Here is a 17622-nt window from a genome sequence, read left to right as displayed (position 1 = left end):
AGGGGAATCGAGGGAGCACGTGTCCGATCACGCCGGGGGAGCACGCAGACGGATCGGCCTGACCGACATCGCGTCGGGACTGCCGGCCGTACTGGCCGACATGCGGGTGATCCTTCGCGGCGCGGCGACCGGGCTGTTGGCCCAGCCGGGCTCGCACCGGTCGATCGGCAGCGTGTTCCAGGACCGCGCCGCCCGCTACGGCGACAAGGTCTTCCTGCGCTTCGGTGACCAGCAGCTGACCTACCGCGAGGCCAACGCGGCCGCCAACCGCTATGCCGCGGTGTTGGCCGCGCGCGGAGTCGGCCACGGCGACGTCGTCGGGATCATGCTGCGCAATTCGCCCAACACGGTGCTGGCGATGCTGGCCACCGTCAAGTGCGGGGCCGTCGCCGGAATGCTCAACTATCACCAGCGTGGTGAAGTGCTCGCGCACAGCCTTGGATTGCTCGACGCCAAGGTGCTGATCGCGGAGACCGACCTGGTCAGCGCGGTCGCCGAGACCGGCTCCGCGGGCACCGCCAACACGCTGACGATCGAAGATCTGGAGCGCTTCGCGGTAGGCGCGGTGGCCACCAACCCGGATTCGGTGGGGGCTGTGCAGGCCCGCGACACCGCCTTCTACATCTTCACGTCGGGCACCACCGGGTTCCCCAAGGCCAGCGTGATGACGCATCTGCGCTGGCTCAAGGCCCTGGCGGCGTTCGGCGGGCTGGGGTTGCGGCTGAAGGGCTCCGACACCTTGTACAGCTGCCTGCCGCTGTATCACAACAACGCGCTGACCGTGGCGCTGTCGTCGGCGATCAACTCCGGGGCAACGCTGGCGTTGGGTAAGTCGTTCTCGGCCTCCCGGTTCTGGGACGAGGCCATCGAGAGTCAGGCCACCGCGTTCATCTACATCGGCGAGATCTGCCGGTATCTGCTCAACCAGCCGCCGAAGGACACCGACCGCAAACACAAGGTGCGCCTGATCGCCGGCAACGGATTGCGCCCGGAGATCTGGAAGGACTTCACCAAGCGGTTCGGCATCTCGCGGGTGTGTGAGTTCTACGCGTCCAGTGAGGGCAACACGGCCTTCATCAACGTCTTCAATGTGCCCGGGTCGACGGGCCTCGCGCCGATGCCGCTGGTGTACGTGGAGTACGACCCCGACACCGGGGACCCGTTCCGCGACGCCAACGGCCGGGTGTGCAAGGTGCCGGCCGGTCAGCCCGGACTGCTGCTCAGCCCGGTCAACCGGCTGCAGCCGTTCGACGGCTACACCGACAAGGCGTCGAGCGAAAAGAAGTTGGTGCGCAACGCTTTCCGCGATGGTGACTGCTACTTCAACTCCGGCGACGTGATGAGCCCGCAGGGCATGCGGCACGCCGCGTTCGTCGACCGGCTCGGCGACACCTTCCGGTGGAAGGGCGAGAACGTCGCCACCACGCAGGTCGAGGCGGCGGTGGCGTCGGACAAGGCCGTCGAGGAGTGCACCGTGTTCGGTGTCGAAGTGCCCAACACCGGGGGACGTGCCGGGATGGCCGCGGTCCAGTTGCGCGAGGGCGCGGAGTTCGACGGCAAGGCACTGGCCAGTGCGGTCTACGGACAACTGCCGGCCTACGCGCTGCCGCTGTTCGTCCGCGTGGTCAAGACGCTCGAGCACACCACGACGTTCAAGAGCCGCAAGGTGGAGTTGCGCGAGCAGGCCTACGGGCCCGACGTGGCGGATCCGCTGTACGTGCTCGCCGGCCGCGACGAGGGCTATGTGCCGTACTACGACGAATACCCCGGCGAGGTCGCGGCCGGTAAGCGACCGCAAGGCTGAAGCCTTGGGGGAGGCGCACCGGCCAATCGGCTCGAGCCGGTAAGCGACCGCAAGGCTGAAGCCTTGGGGGAGGCGCACCGGCCCCCGACGGAGCAGGCACTATGGACGTGTGCAGTCAACTCTGTGCGGCCGACCCGTTGCCGGGGATCGCGCGCTGGTCATGGCGATCATCAACCGCACACCCGACTCGTTCTACGACAAGGGTGCGACCTTCAGCGACGAAGCGGCCCGGTCAGCCGTGCACCGGGCCGTCGCCGAGGGTGCCGATCTCATCGACGTCGGCGGGGTCAAGGCGGGACCCGGCGAGAACGTGGACGCGGCCATGGAGATCGCCCGGCTGGTGCCGTTCATCGAATGGTTGCGGGGCGCCTACCCCGACCAGCTGATCAGTGTCGACACCTGGCGCTCCGAGGTGGCCCGACTGGCCTGCGCCGCCGGCGCCGACCTGATCAACGACACCTGGGCGGGCGTCGACCCGGCCCTGCCGGAGGTCGCCGCCGAACTCGGCGTGGGCCTGGTGTGTTCGCACACCGGTGGCGCGCAGCCGCGCACCCGCCCGTTCCGGGTGCGCTTCGGCACCACCACCCGCGGCGTGGTCGACGACGTGATCCGTCAGGTCACCGGCGCCGCCGAGCGCGCGGTCGCCGCCGGAGTGGCCCCCGACCGGGTATTGATCGACCCGACGCACGACATGGGCAAGAACACCTTCCACGGGTTGGTCCTGTTGCGCCACGTGAGCGAACTTGTTAATACCGGATGGCCCGTGCTCATGGCTTTGAGCAACAAGGACTTCGTCGGGGAGACTCTGGGTGTGGAACTGACCGAACGGCTTGAGGGGACACTGGCAGCCACCGCGTTGGCAGCGGCCGCCGGCGTGCGGGTATTTCGGGTGCATCAGGTTGCCGCGACGCGACGGGTGCTGGAAATGGTCGCCTCGATCCAGGGCATCCGGCCGCCGGCGCGCACCGTGAGAGGACTGGCATGACGGCATCCGACCTGGTCGCCGGGGAGCTGACCAGCAGTGAGGCCGCCGCGGCGCGGCAGTGGCTGCAGCGTCGCAGCTGGAGCCGTCCCACCTGGACGATCAAGCAGCTGGAAGAGGCCAAGGGCGGGCGAACCGTCTCGGTCGTGCTGCCGGCCCTCGACGAGCAACAAACCATCGCCTCGGTGGTCGGCAGCATCTCGCCGCTGGTCCGCGATTCCGGGGGGCTGGTCGACGAGCTGATCGTGCTGGACTCCGGCTCCACCGACGAGACCGAGATCCGCGCGATCGCGGCCGGCGCCCGCGTCGTCAGCCGTGAACAGGCGTTGCCCGAGGTCGCGACCCGGCCGGGCAAGGGTGAGGCGTTGTGGCGTTCGCTGGCCGCGACCAGCGGCGACATCGTGGTGTTCGTCGACTCCGACCTGATCAACCCGCACCCGATGTTCGTGCCGTGGCTGCTGGGTCCGCTGCTGATCGGCGACGGCATTCACCTGGTCAAAAGCTTCTACCGCCGACCGCTGAACGTCAGCGAGGCGGGTGACCCGTCCATCCGCGGCGGAGACGCCGCGAACGGCGGCGGGCGGGTCACCGAGCTGGTGGCCCGGCCTTTGCTGGCGGCGCTGCGGCCGGAGCTGGGCTGCGTGCTACAGCCCCTCGGTGGCGAATACGCGGCCACCCGCGAATTGCTGACCTCCCTGCCGTTCGCCCCGGGCTACGGCGTCGAGATCGGCCTGCTGGTCGACACCTTCGACCGGCTGGGCCTGGACGCGATCGCGCAGGTCAACCTCGGTGTGCGGGCGCACCGCAACCGGCCGCTGGCCGAGCTGGGCGCGATGAGCCGTCAGGTCATCGCGACCCTGCTGTCGCGTTGCGGCATCCCCGACTCCGGGGTCGGGCTGACGCAGTTCTTCGCCGACGGCGAGGGGTACACCCAGCACACCCGGCCGGTGTCGCTGGCCGACCGGCCGCCGATGAACGGGGTGAGGCCCCAATAGGGCCCACGCTCGCCGTCCTGTCGGCGGCATAGGGCACTATCGATTCCGTGGCGTTGGTCTTGCTCTACATCGTGGTGTTGGTGCTGGTGGCGATCGTGCTGTTCGGCGCGGCGAGCCTGCTGTTCGGGCGTGGTGAGCAGCTGCCGCCCCTGCCGCGGGGGACCACGGCGACGGTGCTGCCCGCCTACGGTGTCACCGGCTCCGACGTCGACGCGGTCAAGTTCACCCAGGTGCTGCGGGGTTACAAGACCAGCGAGGTCGACTGGGTGCTGGACCGGTTGGCCCGCGAGCTCGAGGCGCTGCGGGGTCAGCTGGCGGCGGTCAGTGCGGCCGCAACAGCAGCGCATCGCGAGGCCGTCGACGCGGCCGACGGCGAGGACACCCCGGGCGGGGATCCGGCGTGACCGACGACGGGCGGACTCGCTGCAGCTGGGCGGTGGGCCGGCCCGGGCCCGACTTCGACATGTACCGCAACTATCACGACCAGGAGTGGGGCCGGCCGCTGCGTGGCGGGGTGGCACTGTTCGAGCGGATGAGCCTGGAGGCCTTTCAGAGCGGCCTGTCCTGGTTGACGATCCTGCGCAAGCGGGACAATTTCCGCCGTGCCTTCGCCGGGTTCGACGCCGAAAAGGTGGCGCGCTTTACCGAGGCCGATGTGCAGCGGCTGATGGCCGACTCCGGCATCGTCCGCAACCGGGCCAAGATCGACGCGACGATTGCCAACGCGCGGGCGGTGGCCGAATTGGGATCGGCGGAAGACCTGTCCGACCTGCTGTGGTCGTTCGCGCCGCCGTCGCGGCCGCGTCCCGCCTCCGAATCCGAAATCCCTTCCGCTACCGATGAATCCAAGGCCATGGCGAAGGAACTCAAACGCCGCGGTTTCCGGTTCGTGGGCCCCACCACCGCGTACGCGCTGATGCAGGCGACCGGGATGGTCGACGACCACGTCCGTGATTGCTGGGTTCCCTCGCCACGATGAGGGGTCGGGCGACAAGCCCGGCAAACCACGCGCGAACCCCCGCGGAGGGCGCTACGGACGGGTCTTGTGCATTTAGTGAGCCGAATAGGGAACAATGGGGGGGTGATTTGGCAGTTCAAAGTCGGGTATGGCTGGAAATCCGCTGGCGGGACTAGCTCGCTGCCGACCAGGCTCGCGAGGACGGGCCAACTCGAATCTGGAGGGAGCACTCGATGGCGGCGATGAAGCCCCGGACCGGAGACGGTCCTCTCGAAGCGACTAAGGAGGGGCGCGGCATCGTAATGCGGGTACCACTTGAAGGTGGTGGCCGTCTCGTCGTCGAGTTGACGCCCGACGAGGCCGCTGCCCTGGGTGACGAACTCAAGGGCGTCACCAGCTAAGTCCCCCGGGTGTCGGGGGCAGCTAAGAACACACCTTTCGGTAGATCTCCAGGGTCTGCTCAGCGACATGCGCCCAGGAGAATTCCTCGATGCAACGACGCCGTCCGGCGCGTCCGTAGCGCTGCGCCTTCGCCGGGTCCGCGACGAGTTCATTGACCGCTTTTGCCAATCCCGCCCGGTAAGCCCCGGCGTCGTCGGGGTCGTAATGCACCAGCGATCCGGTGACTCCGTCGACGACCACCTCCGGAATTCCGCCGACGTCGGAGGCCACCACCGCGGTCGCGCAGGCCATCGCCTCCAGGTTGACGATGCCCAACGGCTCGTACACCGATGAGCACACGAAAACCGTCGCCGCCGAGAGTATTTCGCGCAATTCCGCGACGGGAAGCATTTCCTGGATCCAGAACACGCCCGAGCGGACGCGGGCGAGCCCGTCCACGGCGGTGCGTACCTCGTCGGCGATCTCCGGGGTATCGGGAGCGCCGGCGCACAGCACCAGTTGCACGTCGGGGCTGAATTGGTGCGCGGCAGCGACCAAATGGCCGACGCCCTTCTGCCGGGTGATCCGACCGACGAAGGCCACCATCGGCCGGTTCGGATCGACGCCGAGCTCGGCCAGCACCGAGCCGGTGTCCGCCGGTCCGGCGGGATGCCACACGTCGCTGTCGACGCCATTGCGGACGACGTGCACCTGACTGGGATCCAGCGTCGGGTAGACCCGCAGCACGTCCTCGCGCATGCCCGAACTCACCGCGATCACCGCATCGGCCGCCAGCACCGCGGTGCGCTCGACCCACGACGAGATCCGGTAGCCCCCGCCGAGTTGTTCGGCCTTCCACGGCCGCAGCGGTTCCAGCGAATGCGCCGTCAGGATGTGGGGGATGTCGTAGAGCATCGCGGTGAGGTGCCCGGCCATGCCGGTGTACCAGGTATGCGAATGCACCACCGTGGCCTCGGCCGCGGCGTTAGCCATCACCAGATCCGTGGACAGCGTGGACAGCGCCGCGTTCGCGTCGCGCAGGCGCCGGTCGGGCTCGTGCGCGACGGCGCCGGGACGCGGGGCGCCCATGCAGTGCACGTCGACCGTGCACAGTCGGCGCAGTTGGGCGACGAGCTCGGTGACGTGTACGCCGGCTCCCCCGTAGACGTCTGGTGGGTACTCCCGAGTCATCATTGCCACCCGCATACACCGCACCGTAGTTCGCTTGCGACGCCCCTCGCGAATCGGACGGAAAAGCGGCTGGTGAATTCCCGCGGCGACGCCACCGCGCGCCGGGCGGCACAATCGATTACGGTGAGCGGCGGCCACGTTTGCCAAACACCTTGACGGACAGCCCGTCGCAACGCCGCCCCGGGGGATTGCCCCTGGCAGCGGTTCGTGACGGCCGATAGGTTTGGAGTCATGAGGGAAGCACCCCACGTGCTGGGCATCGTCCTGGCCGGCGGTGAGGGCAAGCGGTTGTATCCGCTGACCGCGGACCGGGCCAAGCCCGCGGTTCCCTTCGGCGGCGCCTATCGCCTGATCGACTTCGTGCTGTCCAACCTCGTCAATGCCCGATACTTGCGGATCTGCGTTCTCACGCAATACAAGTCGCATTCACTTGACCGTCACATTTCGCAGAACTGGCGGCTGTCCGGTCTGGCCGGTGAGTACATCACCCCGGTGCCGGCCCAGCAGCGCCTCGGCCCGCGCTGGTACACCGGCTCCGCCGACGCGATCTACCAGTCGCTGAATCTGATCTACGACGAAGACCCGGACTACATAGTGGTTTTCGGCGCCGACCACGTGTACCGGATGGACCCCGAGCAGATGGTCCGTTTTCACATCGACAGCGGGGCCGGCGCGACGGTGGCCGGCATCCGGGTGCCGCGCGGCGAAGCCTCGGCATTCGGCTGCATCGACGCCGACGAATCCGGCCGGATCCGCAGCTTCGTCGAGAAGCCGCTGGAGCCGCCGGGCACGCCCGACGATCCGGAGACGACGTTCGCCTCGATGGGCAACTACATCTTCACCACCAAGGTGCTCGTCGACGCGATTCGCGCCGACGCCGACGACGACCACTCCGATCACGACATGGGTGGCAACATCATTCCGCGCTTGGTGGACGACGGGATGGCCGCGGTCTACGACTTCAACGACAACGAGGTGCCCGGCGCCACCGATCGCGACCGGGCCTACTGGCGCGACGTCGGGACGCTGGATGCGTTTTACGACGCGCACATGGATCTGGTGTCGGTGCACCCCGTGTTCAACCTGTACAACCGGCGCTGGCCGATTCAGGGCGCGACGGAGAACCTGGCGCCGGCGAAGTTCGTCAACGGCGGCTCCGCCCAGGAGTCTGTCGTCGGCGCGGGCAGCATCATCTCGGCGGCCTCGGTGCGCAACTCGGTGCTGTCGTCGAACGTGGTCGTCGACGACGGCGCGATCGTGGAGGGCAGCGTGATCATGCCGGGCGCCCGGGTGGGCCGTGGCGCGGTGGTGCGCCACGCGATCCTGGACAAGAACGTGGTGATCGGGCCCGGCGAAATGGTCGGGGTGGATCTGGAGAAGGACCGGGAGCGCTTCGCGATCAGCGCCGGCGGCGTGGTCGCGGTGGGCAAGGGCGTCTGGGTCTGAACTCTCGCCGCTACCAGACGTAGGGCAGCAGCCGATAGCGCACGTGCTGGGTGTACTCGCGGTATCCGGGCAACTGCTCGGTCAACAGCTTCTCTTCGTCGAGGATGCGAAAAACGATCACCGCTTGGCCCGGGATCACGAACAAAAGTCCCCAGTAGGAGCCGAGCGAAAGCGGGATACCGATCATCATGATGAAGTTGCCGACGTACATCGGGTGCCGCACATACTTGTACACGCCGCTGGATACCAGCGTCTGGCCCGATTCCACCGTGACTGTGGCTGCGGCGTAGGCATTCTGGACGATCACCAGCATGGCGATGCCGAGTCCTATCGCGACCAGCGCATCACCGAACACCGATACCCAGCCGGGCACCGATGACCAGTTCATCCGATGGTCGTAAGCACTGAACACCAGCATCGCGATCAACGCGGTAAACGCGCTGACCATCACGACCTTCTGTACGACTCTGGTCTCTGCCTTCGGTCCGGCGTGCATCCGGCGCTCGAGCGCGGCGGGGTTCGTCCGGCCGATGTAGACGGTGGGCAGGATCGTCGCCACCAGGGTGGTCGCGATGAAGGCCCAGGCTTGCCAATAGTTGAGCGTGCCCGCTGGTAGGAACAGCAGCAGGCCCAAGACGGCCAGTCCGAACACCGACGATGCCGTCGCGCGTACACCGGTGTTCATGAGCGCAGATCCCGTCGGCGAAAGGCCATGGCCCCCAAAGCAATCAGGGCCGCGTCGATGACCAGCAGCCACACCAGCGGCAGCGCGATGAAGTCGCTGCCGACCCGCGGCACGTGTGCGAAGGGCTCGAGATCCAGGACCCACTGCGGGAAGCCGGCCAGGGATCCGATCAGGTACAGGGCAATGAACGCGATCAACACGCCCCAGGCCACCGGCGTGAATCGTGGTGCCACACCGAAGATTACGACCGTCACGGCTGAGGCCAGCCAGACGGCCGGCAACTGCACGGCCGCGGTTCCGGTCACGACGGCCATCTTGGCGCCGACGTCGCCGGCCGCGATCCCGTAGAGCAGCCCGCCGGCCGCGCCGGCGACCACCATCGCCGCTGCGGACCCCAGCAGGGCTGCCGCTAAATGGCTTGCCAGCCAACGAGTTCGGGACACCGCGCCGGCCAGCGTCGTCTCGGCGCGCAGGCCGGCCTCTTCCTGGTGTGGTCGCAAGGTGAGCGAGACGGCGAAGGCCGACGCCACCATGCCCATCATGTTGAACGCCACCGCGAGGAAGGCCTCTTCCAACGCGGAGGTGCCGCCCATCCTCGCGACGATGTCGCGCGCCATGCCGCCGCCGATCTCATCGCCGATGCCGTGCGCGACGCTGCCCATCACCAGTCCGTACAGGCACAGGCCCACCGTCCACAGCAACAGGGCGCCGCGGTCCAGCCGCCAGGTCAGTCCGAACACGTTGCTCAACCACGGTGCGGCGGTGGCCGGGCCGGCGCGCTCGGCGATGAGTCCCGCTCCGACGTCGCGCCCGGCCAGCAGCCGATACGCCACCGCGGTGAGCACGATCGCGGTGACCAGATGCAGCAGCAGCACCCACCCGTGATCGCCCGCATAGGGCCGGACCTGTAGAGACCAGCCCAGCGGGGAAAACCAGGACAGCGTGCCGGAACCGGCGTCGCCGATGGCGCGCAGCGTGAACGCGGCTCCCAGCACCGCGAAGGCGGCACCGCGGGCGAATCGCGCGCTCGACGACAGCTGCGCGGTCACGGCGGCCACCGCCGTGAACACCACTCCGGAGCCGGCCAGCGCGGCGCCGAAGGCCAGCGATCCGCTGGCCGGGACGTTGGTGGACAGCAGTCCCGCCGCGCCGATCGCGCCAGTGGCGATCGAGGCCCCGAAGCTCAGGATCAGCGCCGCGGTCAGGCTGGCGTAACGTCCGACCCCGGTCGAGTCCACCAGCTCGGTGCGACCACTTTCCTCGTCGGCGCGGGTGTGCCGGATCACCGTCAGAATCACGGCCACCGCGATCAGCACATGGAACATCCCGGCTTTCCAAATGCCCACGGCGCCAAGGCTGTCGTTGTAGACCTGCCCGTAGAGGGCACGCTGCGCCGGGCTGGCCATGATGGTCGCCGCGAACCCGGCCCGGGCGGCTTGGCTGGGATAGACCTTCTCGATGCTGCCGATGTAGACCGTCGCCAACGGAAGCGACAGCAGCAGAATCCACAGTGGCAGCGAGATCCGGTCGCGGCGCAGATACAGCCGCAGCATGCCCAGTGTTCCGGTGAAGTTCGAACTGCGTTGCAGAGCAGGACGTTCCAGCGTTGCGATGCTCATGATGCCGAGACCTTCTTTTCGCTGCGGCCGGTGTTGTAGTGGCGCAGGAAGAGCTCCTCGAGCGTCGGTGGCTGGCTGACCAGGCTGCGCACGCCGGCGTCGCCCAGCACCCGGATGAGTTCCCCGAGGCTTTCGCTGTCGACCTGTGCGCGCAACGTGTTGCCCTCGACGCTGACATCCTCAACACCCTTGATCCGACTGAGATCACCAGGGCCACGGATCATTTCGGCTTTGATGGAGGTGCGGCTGAGATGCCGCATCGAGTCCAGTGAACCGCTTTCGATGGTCCGGCCGGCCCGGATGATCGTCACCGTCTGGCACAGCGCTTCGGTTTCGGCCAGGATGTGGCTGGACAACAGGACCGTCACGCCACGGTCGCGGGCCTCGGCGACACACTGCTGAAAGATGTTCTCCATCAACGGGTCCAGGCCACTGCTGGGTTCGTCCAACAGCAGCAGGCTGGCCCGCGACGAGAAGGCCGAAATCAGGGAGACCTTCTGTCGGTTGCCCTTGGAGTAGGTGCGCGACTTCTTGGTGGGGTCGAGGTCGAAGCGCTCGATCAGCTCCCGGCGCCGGGCGTCGTCGATGCCGCCGCGCATGCGGGCCAGCAGATCGATGGTCTCACCACCGGTCAGCGACGGCCACAGCGTGACGTCGCCTGGCACATAAGCGATTTGACGGTGCAGTTCGACGGCATCGGACCACGGGTCGCCGCCTAACAGTCGCACGCTGCCGCTGTCGGCCTTCACCAGGCCCAACAGGATGCGGATGGTGGTGGACTTGCCGGCGCCGTTGGGACCGAGAAAGCCGTGCACTTCACCTCGACGCACCGTCAGGTCGAGGCCGTCCAGCGCCCGTGCCGCACCGAAGTTCTTGGTGAGGTCCCGGATTTCGATGGGCGCGACGCTATCAACTGCCATGGGATTCTCCTTGATCATCGGCGGCCAGGAATGCGTCATACATGGTGCGGTCCACCATCAGGCCCTCGGTGTAGAGCTCGAGGGCCGGCAGCACCATATCGCGGGCATAGTCGCGCAGGACTGCCCGCAAATCCGTTGGGTTGTCGTGCATTTGGATGTAGAGCAAGAATGCTCCACCGTTGTTCATGCCCAGGTATCTGGCTCGGGCCTTCGGGTCGCGGCTGGGCTTGATCAGGCCGTTGCGCACCCCTTCGTCGAGGTATTGCTCGGTGTTGTCGATCATCTGTTGCCACAACTTCTTTGCCAGCTCGCCACCGGACTGCATGCTGCGCACCAGGTAGGCCATCATCGGCGCATAGGACTCGATCTCGGCCAGCTGCCCCAGCCAGGTGGCCGGATCGTTGGTCTGCATTGCTTCGGATTTGCTTACGCGGACCTCTTCGGCGACGAAGTCGTCGCACGCCTTGCGCAGGCCGTCCTTGGATCCGAAGTGATGAATGACCAGTGCGGCGCTCACCCCCGCGGCCTCGGCGATGCTGCGCAGTCCCACGCCGAAGCCGTGCTGGCCGAATTGCTCGATCGCGGCATCGCGGATCCGGGCGGCCGCGGTCAGGTCGGCTGAACGCATGTTCAGTAGATTAAACGCGCGTTCAGTCGACGGTCAAGGGGGCGCCGCGTCAGGGATGCGTAAAAGAAACAGTGCGATGCCGGGCCTGGAGGTGCGACGCAGTGCCCGGGCAGCCGGGCACGCAGCGCCGAGCGCCCGGCCGGCCGGGCAGTCGCGCCTAGAAGGGCGGGCTAGTCGCGGACCGCGGCCAGCATGCCGTCACCCAGCGGCACCAGCGCGGGCGTCAGCCGCTCGTCCTCGGCGATCAGACGGGCCGCCTCCCGGACCGCGACCACTTCGGCGTCGCGGGCCGCGGGATCGCCGGCCCGCCCGCCCAGCGCCGAGCCGTGCACGACGATGATCCCGCCGGATCGCAGCAGCCGCACGCCTTCGACGACGTAATCGGGCTGGTCGATCGGGTCGGCGTCGACGAACACCAGGTCATAGGACTCGTCGGCGAGCCGGGTGAGCACCTCCTGGGCGCGGCCGCTGATCAGCCGGGTGCGTGACGGTCCGATGCCGGCTTCGGAGAACGCCTGCTTGGCCAGCCGCAAATACTCGGGCTCGATATCGATCGTGGTCAGTACGCCGTCGTCGCTCATCCCCGACAGCAACCAGAGTCCGCTGACCCCGGCGCCGGTGCCCACCTCGGCCACGGCCTTGCCGCCGCTGAGCTTGGTCAGCAGGCTCAACAGCGCCCCCACCGCGGGCGTGACCGCGCCGGCGCCGATGTCGACGGAGCGTTCCCGGGCGGCGGCCAGAATCGCGTCCTCGGAGATCGACCCTTCCGCGTGCGCGGAGAGCGATTCGGCCCGACTGGGGGCCGCCTGGCCGGGGGTTTCTTCCTCGGTGCCGTCCATGCCCGCAGCGTATTGCATCCGCACGCGCAGTCCGTCAGGCGCGCGGCGAATCGAAGCGTTTCCGACACGCCCGGCGACACCGCGACGGCGTAAGTCACTCCACTGCGGGTATGCCCTGCGTGTGGCAGGTAACGATAAGGTTTCTCAGCCAAACCTCAGATTGCTCCTATGCCGCGCATACGCCGGTAGGCGACGGTGACGGTATGGAACGTGGAGGACGTTGGGCGGGGAATACAGATTGGCAACTGCGTGTTGCCGATGACGAACTGCCCCTTTCGGGCAGGACACATTATTCGGAGGATTCGATCAACACCACTCTCTTGAGCCCGAACACGATGTCGCACGCCCAGGAACTCCCGGACGACGAATGGGTTGAACCGGCCGACGGCCTGCAGGGCACCGCAGTGTTCGACGCGACCGGGGACAAGACGACCATGCCGTCGTGGGACGAGTTGGTGCGTCAGCACGCCGACCGGGTGTACCGCCTGGCTTACCGGCTCTCGGGTAATCAGCAAGACGCCGAGGACTTGACCCAGGAGACATTCATCCGGGTCTTCCGGTCGGTGCAGAACTATCAGCCCGGAACCTTCGAGGGCTGGCTGCACCGCATCACCACGAATTTGTTCCTTGACATGGTGCGCCGGCGTGCCCGCATCCGGATGGAAGCGTTGCCGGAGGACTACGACCGGGTCCCGGCCGACGAGCCGAACCCGGAGCAGATCTACCACGACGCGCGCCTGGGACCTGACCTGCAGGCCGCGCTGGACTCGCTGCCCCCGGAGTTTCGCGCCGCCGTGGTGCTGTGCGACATCGAGGGCCTGTCCTATGAGGAGATCGGCGCCACTCTGGGCGTCAAGCTGGGTACTGTCCGCAGCCGGATCCACCGCGGACGTCAGGCGTTGCGCGACTATCTGGCCGCGCATTCCGAGCCGGAAACCCACGCCCAATCGGCTTAGAAAATGGCTGGGCCGGTTCACCGCACGACCCGCGGGCCGAGAATCGTGCGATTTCGCACGATGCATATCGGTGCGGGGCACCTTGTCGCGCTACATTCGAGGGGTACGTGGCAGCGAAAGGGGCTGGTGATGGCCGACCGGGGACATGTGTTCCGCCGCGCGTTCTCCTGGCTTCCCGCGCAGTTCGCCTCTCAGAGCGACGCGCCGGTCGGCGCGCCACGGCAATTCGGCTCCACCGAGCACCTGTCCGTCGAAGCGATCGCCGCGTTTGTCGACGGTGAGCTGCGGATGAATGCTCACCTGCGAGCGGCCCATCATCTGTCGCTGTGCCCGCAATGCGCGTCCGAGGTCGACGACCAGAGCCGGGCGCGCGCCGCTTTGCGCGATTCCCACCCGATCCGCATCCCCAGCACCCTGCTCGGGATGCTCTCGGAGATTCCGCATTACCCGCCCGACGACACGCCATCGCAGGCGACCGACCGTTTCGCTGATCGCAATGTGCGCGACCAGCGTAAGCGCCGGTAGCACTCGGGTTGCCCCAGCTCGTGGGTTCATGCCGACCGCTCAGCAACCGTGGATACTAGGGTGGACACGGACAATTCTGTGCCTGGTGCTCGCCCTGGACAGGGGCCGGCGTGCGAGGCCGGTTTCGAGCATCAAGTAGAGGATTCATGACCTCCGACCAAGGCTTCTACCAGGGGCAAGACGGCGGCGACAACGGAGCCAACCGCCTGGCGCCGCGTCCCATTTCCCGGCCACCGGTCGACCCCGCGGCGCGTCAGGCCTTCGGTCGCCCGGATGGTCTACAGGGATCCTTCGTCGCGGAGCGGGTACGCCCCTCTAAGTACCGGGACCAAGTCGAGTTCAGCCCGCACGACCAGCGTCGCGACCCGGTGCTGGAGGAGGCGTTCAGCAAGCCGGTCGGCGGCAGCACCGAGACATTGCAGCGCCACCCGATCGACGCCAGCGCGCTGGCCGCCGAGCAGAACGGCTTCGACGAGGACGAGGCGGACGATCCGTGGCGGGACCCGGGCGCCGCGGCGGCGTTGGGGACCCCGGCCGTCACCCAGACCACGGCGCCCACGCCGTCGGGATACACCGGCAAGCTCGGCGTTCGCGACGTGTTGTTCGGCAAGAAGGTGTCCTACCTGGCGCTGGCCGTCCTGTTCGTCATCGCGCTGGTGATCGGCGCCATCGGCGGGCTGATCGGCAACAAGACGGCCGAGGTCGTCGAGGCCTTCACCACCTCCAAGGTGACGCTGGCGACCAACAACAACACCGAAGAACCGGCGGGCCGCTTCGCCAAAGTGGCGGCCGCGACCGCCAACTCGGTGGTGACCATCGAGTCGAAGAGCGAACAAGAAGGCATGCAGGGCTCCGGTGTGGTCATCGACGGCCGCGGCTACATCGTCACGAACAACCACGTGATCTCCGAGGCAGCCAACAACCCCAGCCAGTTCAAGACGACCGTGGTGTTCAACGACGGTAAGGAAGTGCCCGCCAACCTGGTCGGTCGCGACCCCAAGACCGACCTGGCTGTGCTCAAGGTCGACAACGTCGACAACCTGAGCGTGGCGCGGCTCGGCGACTCCGACAAGGTGCGCGTCGGCGACGAGGTGATCGCCGCGGGTGCGCCGCTGGGCCTGCGCAGCACCGTGACGCACGGCATCATCAGCGCCCTGCACCGTCCGGTCCCGTTGTCGGGGGAGGGGTCTGACACCGACACCGTCATCGACGCCCTGCAGACGGACGCGTCGATCAACCACGGCAACTCCGGTGGTCCGCTGATCGACATGGACTCTCAGGTGATCGGTATCGACACCGCCGGAAAGTCGTTGTCCGACAGCGCAAGTGGCCTTGGCTTCGCGATCCCGGTGAACGAGGTCAAGTCGGTGGCGCAGACGCTGATCAAAGACGGCAAGATCGTGCACCCGACGCTGGGCGTCAGCACCCGGTCGGTGAGCAACTCGATCGCCGCCGGTGCCCAGGTCGCCAACGTCAAGGCGGGCAGCCCCGCGCAAAAGGGCGGCATCCTGGAAAACGACGTCATCGTCAAGGTCGGTAGCCGCAAGGTCGCCGACGCCGACGAGTTCGTGGTCGCCGTGCGCCAGCTGACCATCGGGCAAGACGCCCCGGTCGAGGTGGTCCGCGATGGGCGCAACGTCACCCTGACCGTCAAACCCGATGCCGACAGCGGCTGATGTTCGCCAACGTCGGCTGGGGGGAGATGCTTGTCCTCGTCGTGGTCGGGCTGGTAATCCTTGGCCCGGAACGGCTTCCGGGCGCGATCCGCTGGACGTCGAACGCCCTGCGTCAGGCCCGCGACTACCTCAGCGGTGTCACCAGCCAGCTGCGTGAGGACATCGGCCCCGAATTCGACGACCTGCGCGGCCCGCTGAGCGAGCTGCAGAAGCTGCGCGGCATGACGCCGCGCGCGGCGCTGACCAAGCACCTGCTGGACGGCGACGATTCGTTCCTCACCGGCAATTTCGAGCGGCCCGTCAACGGAACTCCGCCGCCGGCCCCGCCCCCGGCGCCGAATGGCAACCCGACATTCGGCGTTGGGCAACACGGTCCGGCGCCGTTCGACAGCGACGCCACCTAACGGCCCCGCGAGCGTAAGCACACTGCGAATTCCGCGACCATAAATCGCAGCCCGCTTACGCTCGCGGCGATCAGGCCTACTTCCGCATCGGGTCCAGCCCCAGCGACACGCCTGCCAAGCCGCGCTTGCGCGCCGACAGCTTCTCGGCGACGCTGCGCAGCTCCTTGCCCACCGGCGAATCGGGCGCGCTCAGCACGATCGGCACACCGGAATCGCCGGCAGCGACCAGCGCCGGGTCCAGCGGGATCTGACCCAGCAGCGGTACGTCGGCGCCCACCGCGCGGGACAGCCGCTCGGCCACCTGCGCGCCGCCGCCCTCGCCGAACACCTGCATGGTGGAGCCGTCCGGCAGCACCAGCCCCGACATGTTCTCCACCACGCCGACGATGCGCTGGCGGGTCTGCAGCGCGATGCTGCCGGCCCGCTCGGCGACCTCGGCCGCGGCCAGCTGCGGCGTGGTGACAACCAGGATTTCCGCGTTGGGGATCAGCTGGGCCACCGAGATGGCGATGTCGCCGGTGCCGGGCGGCAGGTCGAGCAGCAATACGTCCAGGTCGCCCCAGTAGACGTCGGCCAGGAACTGCTGCAGCGCGCGGTGCAGCATCGGACCGCGCCACACCACCGGGGCGTTGCCCTCGGTGAACTGGGCGATCGAGATCACCTTCACCTCGTGGGCGATCGGCGGCAGAATCATCGACTCGACCTGGGTGGGCCGGTCGGTCGTGCCCATCATCCGGGGGACGGAATGGCCGTGGATATCGGCGTCCAGCACCCCGACCGACAGGCCGCGCGCGGCCATCGCGGCGGCCAGGTTGACCGTCACGCTCGACTTCCCCACGCCGCCCTTGCCGGACGCGACCGCGTAGACCCGGGTCAGCGAGCTGGGCTGGGCGAACGGAATGACGGGCTCGCCGGCCCCAGAATTCGGGCCGCGCAGCTGCTTGCGCAGCTCGGTGCGCTGCTCGTCGTTCATCACGTCCAGGCTGACTTTCACCGCCCCGGTGCCCGGGACGTCGGCGACGGCCTGGCCGACCCGATCGCTGATCTCGGTCTTCTTCGGGCAGGCGGCGGTGGTCAGGTAGATCTCGACGTGCACGCCGCCGTCGGAGGCGACGTCGATGCTCTTGACCATCCCGAGTTCGGTGATGGGACGCCGCAATTCGGGGTCGATCACCTTGCCCAGTGCGGTGCGGATAGCTGCGTTCAGATCGGCTTGCGAACCAGGGGGGTCGTGACGAGACATCACCGCCGAGTGTAGGCGGCTCGCATTTCGCGCTGCTGGCAGGCGGGTCAGTGCGTCGGCGCGGGTGCCTGCGCCGGGGTGGCCGGCTTCGGCGCGGGTGCCGGGCTGGGCGTTGCGGCTGCCGGGTTCGGCGCGGCGGCCGGGGGCGGAGCACTCGGCGGCACGGCCTGCGGGTCCGGAGGTGGTGGCGCGGCCGGCGGTTGCGCCCACGGGGGCGTCCAGGGCGGCGGCGCGTTCGGCGGTGGCGGCGGGGCCGGCGGCGCGTTCGGCGGTGGCGGGGGGGGCGGGGGCGCACACGGGCGTGGGACCCCCCGCGGGGGGGGGTGGGGGGTGGTGGAGAATCCCCTGGATCCGGGGCTTTTGCCCCACG

General features: G+C 68.1%; 18 protein-coding genes. 11 read left to right on the top strand and 7 right to left on the bottom strand.

What is annotated here, in order from left to right; all coding sequences use genetic code 11:
• Positions 1–19: 19 nt before the first annotated feature.
• The 6 genes from fadD6 to MAAFP003_RS21045 all read left to right on the top strand — a co-directional run bounded on the left by fadD6 (position 20) and on the right by MAAFP003_RS21045 (position 5140).
• Complete coding sequence (gene fadD6 / locus MAAFP003_RS21070) at positions 20–1804, top strand: long-chain-acyl-CoA synthetase FadD6 (RefSeq protein WP_096289670.1); 1785 nt, start codon at positions 20–22, stop codon at positions 1802–1804.
• Between the two features lie 160 nt (positions 1805–1964).
• Positions 1965–2789: a dihydropteroate synthase gene (folP, locus tag MAAFP003_RS21065; RefSeq protein WP_096289669.1), complete on the top strand. Its 825-nt coding sequence runs from the start codon at positions 1965–1967 to the stop codon at positions 2787–2789.
• Positions 2786–3781 carry a glucosyl-3-phosphoglycerate synthase gene (locus MAAFP003_RS21060; RefSeq protein ID WP_096289668.1) on the top strand — a complete coding sequence of 332 codons (996 nt, stop codon included), beginning with the start codon at positions 2786–2788 and terminating at the stop codon, positions 3779–3781. The genes folP and MAAFP003_RS21060 overlap by 4 nt, the downstream gene beginning before the upstream one ends.
• Before the next feature lie 47 nt (positions 3782–3828).
• Positions 3829–4185 (top strand): DivIVA domain-containing protein, encoded by a 357-nt coding sequence (locus MAAFP003_RS21055; protein WP_096289667.1) that lies wholly within the window; start codon positions 3829–3831, stop codon positions 4183–4185.
• Between the two features lie 59 nt (positions 4186–4244).
• A complete protein-coding gene (locus MAAFP003_RS21050; RefSeq protein WP_423790948.1) occupies positions 4245–4760 on the top strand; it encodes a DNA-3-methyladenine glycosylase I in 516 nt (171 codons plus the stop codon).
• 212 nt (positions 4761–4972) lie between these two features.
• Positions 4973–5140, top strand: a complete 168-nt coding sequence (locus tag MAAFP003_RS21045) for a DUF3117 domain-containing protein (protein WP_003406247.1) — start codon at positions 4973–4975, stop codon at positions 5138–5140.
• Positions 5141–5162: 22 nt separating this feature from the next.
• Here MAAFP003_RS21045 and glgA read toward each other — a convergent pair whose 3' ends face one another.
• Positions 5163–6326, bottom strand: a complete 1164-nt coding sequence (gene glgA, locus MAAFP003_RS21040) for a glycogen synthase (RefSeq protein ID WP_096289665.1) — start codon at positions 6324–6326, stop codon at positions 5163–5165.
• Between the two features lie 216 nt (positions 6327–6542).
• Here glgA and glgC point away from each other — a divergent pair, with 216 nt between their 5' ends.
• The gene (gene glgC, locus MAAFP003_RS21035) at positions 6543–7757 is read left to right on the top strand and encodes a glucose-1-phosphate adenylyltransferase (RefSeq protein WP_096289664.1); all 1215 of its coding nucleotides are present in this window, start codon (positions 6543–6545) and stop codon (positions 7755–7757) included.
• 10 nt (positions 7758–7767) lie between these two features.
• Here the strand turns inward: glgC and MAAFP003_RS21030 are convergent, their stop codons facing one another.
• From MAAFP003_RS21030 to MAAFP003_RS21010, 5 genes are all read right to left on the bottom strand, one after another.
• Complete coding sequence (locus MAAFP003_RS21030; RefSeq protein ID WP_096289663.1) at positions 7768–8442, bottom strand: methyltransferase family protein; 675 nt, start codon at positions 8440–8442, stop codon at positions 7768–7770.
• Positions 8439–10061 carry an ABC transporter permease gene (locus tag MAAFP003_RS21025; protein WP_207768587.1) on the bottom strand — a complete coding sequence of 541 codons (1623 nt, stop codon included), beginning with the start codon at positions 10059–10061 and terminating at the stop codon, positions 8439–8441. Before MAAFP003_RS21025 ends, MAAFP003_RS21030 begins: the two co-directional genes overlap by 4 nt.
• Complete coding sequence (locus tag MAAFP003_RS21020; protein WP_096289662.1) at positions 10058–10981, bottom strand: ABC transporter ATP-binding protein; 924 nt, start codon at positions 10979–10981, stop codon at positions 10058–10060. Before MAAFP003_RS21020 ends, MAAFP003_RS21025 begins: the two co-directional genes overlap by 4 nt.
• Positions 10971–11609 (bottom strand): TetR/AcrR family transcriptional regulator, encoded by a 639-nt coding sequence (locus MAAFP003_RS21015; protein WP_096289661.1) that lies wholly within the window; start codon positions 11607–11609, stop codon positions 10971–10973. Before MAAFP003_RS21015 ends, MAAFP003_RS21020 begins: the two co-directional genes overlap by 11 nt.
• Positions 11610–11779: 170 nt before the next feature.
• Complete coding sequence (locus MAAFP003_RS21010) at positions 11780–12448, bottom strand: O-methyltransferase (RefSeq protein ID WP_096291311.1); 669 nt, start codon at positions 12446–12448, stop codon at positions 11780–11782.
• A 203-nt stretch (positions 12449–12651) separates the two neighbouring features.
• Here MAAFP003_RS21010 and sigE point away from each other — a divergent pair, with 203 nt between their 5' ends.
• The 4 genes from sigE (at position 12652) to tatB (ending at position 16009) form a co-directional block, all read left to right on the top strand.
• The gene (gene sigE / locus MAAFP003_RS21005) at positions 12652–13404 is read left to right on the top strand and encodes an RNA polymerase sigma factor SigE (RefSeq protein WP_096289660.1); all 753 of its coding nucleotides are present in this window, start codon (positions 12652–12654) and stop codon (positions 13402–13404) included.
• Positions 13405–13533: 129 nt separating this feature from the next.
• On the top strand, positions 13534–13929 hold the full coding sequence (gene rseA, locus MAAFP003_RS21000) for an anti-sigma E factor RseA (RefSeq protein WP_096289659.1): 396 nt from the start codon (positions 13534–13536) through the stop codon (positions 13927–13929).
• Positions 13930–14075: 146 nt separating this feature from the next.
• Positions 14076–15605, top strand: coding sequence for a serine protease HtrA (htrA, locus tag MAAFP003_RS20995; RefSeq protein ID WP_096289658.1), 1530 nt, complete (start codon positions 14076–14078; stop codon positions 15603–15605).
• Positions 15605–16009 carry a Sec-independent protein translocase protein TatB gene (tatB, locus tag MAAFP003_RS20990; protein WP_096289657.1) on the top strand — a complete coding sequence of 135 codons (405 nt, stop codon included), beginning with the start codon at positions 15605–15607 and terminating at the stop codon, positions 16007–16009. Before htrA ends, tatB begins: the two co-directional genes overlap by 1 nt.
• A 76-nt stretch (positions 16010–16085) precedes the next feature.
• Here the strand turns inward: tatB and MAAFP003_RS20985 are convergent, their stop codons facing one another.
• Positions 16086–17252, bottom strand: coding sequence for an Mrp/NBP35 family ATP-binding protein (locus MAAFP003_RS20985; protein WP_096291310.1), 1167 nt, complete (start codon positions 17250–17252; stop codon positions 16086–16088).
• Between the last annotated feature and the right edge of the window lie 370 nt (positions 17253–17622).

The organism is Mycobacterium ahvazicum, from assembly GCF_900176255.2.
Lineage (GTDB): Bacteria > Actinomycetota > Actinomycetes > Mycobacteriales > Mycobacteriaceae > Mycobacterium > Mycobacterium ahvazicum.
Note: the sequence above shows the minus strand (reverse complement) of the source record. Positions and strands in the feature narration are given on the sequence as shown.

Coding starts and splice junctions, on each gene's coding strand:
- MAAFP003_RS20985 (WP_096291310.1), bottom strand. CDS start 17,252: ATGTCTCGTCACGACCCCCCTGGTTCGCAAGCCGATCTGAACGCAGCT.
- MAAFP003_RS21010 (WP_096291311.1), bottom strand. CDS start 12,448: ATGGACGGCACCGAGGAAGAAACCCCCGGCCAGGCGGCCCCCAGTCGG.
- folP (WP_096289669.1), top strand. CDS start 1,965: ATGGCGATCATCAACCGCACACCCGACTCGTTCTACGACAAGGGTGCG.
- glgA (WP_096289665.1), bottom strand. CDS start 6,326: ATGCGGGTGGCAATGATGACTCGGGAGTACCCACCAGACGTCTACGGG.
- rseA (WP_096289659.1), top strand. CDS start 13,534: ATGGCCGACCGGGGACATGTGTTCCGCCGCGCGTTCTCCTGGCTTCCC.
- MAAFP003_RS21060 (WP_096289668.1), top strand. CDS start 2,786: ATGACGGCATCCGACCTGGTCGCCGGGGAGCTGACCAGCAGTGAGGCC.
- sigE (WP_096289660.1), top strand. CDS start 12,652: ATGGAACGTGGAGGACGTTGGGCGGGGAATACAGATTGGCAACTGCGT.
- MAAFP003_RS21050 (WP_423790948.1), top strand. CDS start 4,245: ATGTACCGCAACTATCACGACCAGGAGTGGGGCCGGCCGCTGCGTGGC.
- htrA (WP_096289658.1), top strand. CDS start 14,076: ATGACCTCCGACCAAGGCTTCTACCAGGGGCAAGACGGCGGCGACAAC.
- MAAFP003_RS21020 (WP_096289662.1), bottom strand. CDS start 10,981: ATGGCAGTTGATAGCGTCGCGCCCATCGAAATCCGGGACCTCACCAAG.
- glgC (WP_096289664.1), top strand. CDS start 6,543: ATGAGGGAAGCACCCCACGTGCTGGGCATCGTCCTGGCCGGCGGTGAG.
- MAAFP003_RS21030 (WP_096289663.1), bottom strand. CDS start 8,442: ATGAACACCGGTGTACGCGCGACGGCATCGTCGGTGTTCGGACTGGCC.
- MAAFP003_RS21015 (WP_096289661.1), bottom strand. CDS start 11,609: ATGCGTTCAGCCGACCTGACCGCGGCCGCCCGGATCCGCGATGCCGCG.
- MAAFP003_RS21045 (WP_003406247.1), top strand. CDS start 4,973: ATGGCGGCGATGAAGCCCCGGACCGGAGACGGTCCTCTCGAAGCGACT.
- MAAFP003_RS21025 (WP_207768587.1), bottom strand. CDS start 10,061: ATGAGCATCGCAACGCTGGAACGTCCTGCTCTGCAACGCAGTTCGAAC.
- tatB (WP_096289657.1), top strand. CDS start 15,605: ATGTTCGCCAACGTCGGCTGGGGGGAGATGCTTGTCCTCGTCGTGGTC.